The 304-nt window shown below is 68.8% G+C and carries 1 pseudogene; it reads left to right on the plus strand.

Annotated features, from left to right (window positions below):
* Positions 1-304, plus strand: a pseudogene (locus ENTHG_RS00250) (transketolase); the annotation flags it as partial.

Raw genomic sequence — 304 nt, forward strand, 5'->3', positions numbered from 1 at the left:
AGTGCGGATGGCGGCGCTGATGAAGCAGCGTCAGGTGCTGGTTTACACCCACGACTCCATCGGTCTGGGCGAGGACGGCCCGACCCACCAGCCGGTGGAGCAGGTTGCCAGCCTGCGCGTGACCCCGAACGTCTCCACATGGCGTCCGTGCGACCAGGTGGAATCGGCGGTGGCGTGGAAGTACGGCGTTGAGCGCGCCGACGGCCCGACCGCGCTGATTCTCTCCCGCCAGAACCTGGCGCAGCAGGCGCGTACGGAGCAGCAGCTGGCGGACATCGCCCGCGGCGGCTACGTGCTGAAAGAG

Origin of the sequence: Phytobacter massiliensis JC163 (assembly GCF_000321045.1) — a bacterium.
Classification (GTDB): Bacteria; Pseudomonadota; Gammaproteobacteria; order Enterobacterales; family Enterobacteriaceae; genus Phytobacter_A; species Phytobacter_A massiliensis.